Source organism: Brachyspira sp. SAP_772 (genome assembly GCF_009755885.1).
Classification (GTDB): domain Bacteria; phylum Spirochaetota; class Brachyspiria; order Brachyspirales; family Brachyspiraceae; genus Brachyspira.
Map to the genome: position 1 here is coordinate 1 of NZ_VYIX01000271.1, position 611 is coordinate 611.

Annotated in this window: 1 protein-coding gene; it reads right to left on the reverse strand. The window is 22.8% G+C overall.

The features are described from left to right. On the reverse strand, positions 1 to 611 hold a 611-nt coding region (locus GQX97_RS13970; protein ID WP_157152342.1), incomplete at both ends, for an RNA polymerase subunit sigma.

Consider the following 611-nt stretch of genomic DNA (forward strand, 5'->3'; position numbering starts at 1 on the left):
ATTATATCATTATATTTATGTATATAAGTAGCTCTTGCTTTTTCAATAATAGAATATGCCTCTTCATAAGAAATATTAAAATAATTCATTAATGGTTTTGAAACAAGATTTATAAATAGCTCCAAATTATGCATAAAAAATGTTAGAGAATCTCTAGCATTAAAAATACTCTCTATATAATCAAACATCTTCAAGCTAATATTTTCTATATCATCAGTACTATCTACATAATCRCTTAAAGAATAAGTTTTTGTGTCATACAATACATCATGCAAAGTATAAGCTTCCCTATTACAAAGYGGAGCATCTATAGAAACTTCTTCTACATTATTATATTTTTCTTTTCTTTTTTTATAATCAACATAATTTAAATAACTATTTCTTAATGTATAAGTAAACCAAGTAATAAACTTCACTTCAGTCTCATTATATTTTAGTATAATATTTTCTATTCTCTCCATATAGTAGCAATAAAAATCTAAAGCACTTTCATGATTAACACCAAAAGCCTTTCTCGGATAATTATAAATATATCTAGATAAATGTTCATTAATATCTTTTAATGTAATTGCACTTCTAGTAGCTTTATAAATAGATATATTTTTCTTTAT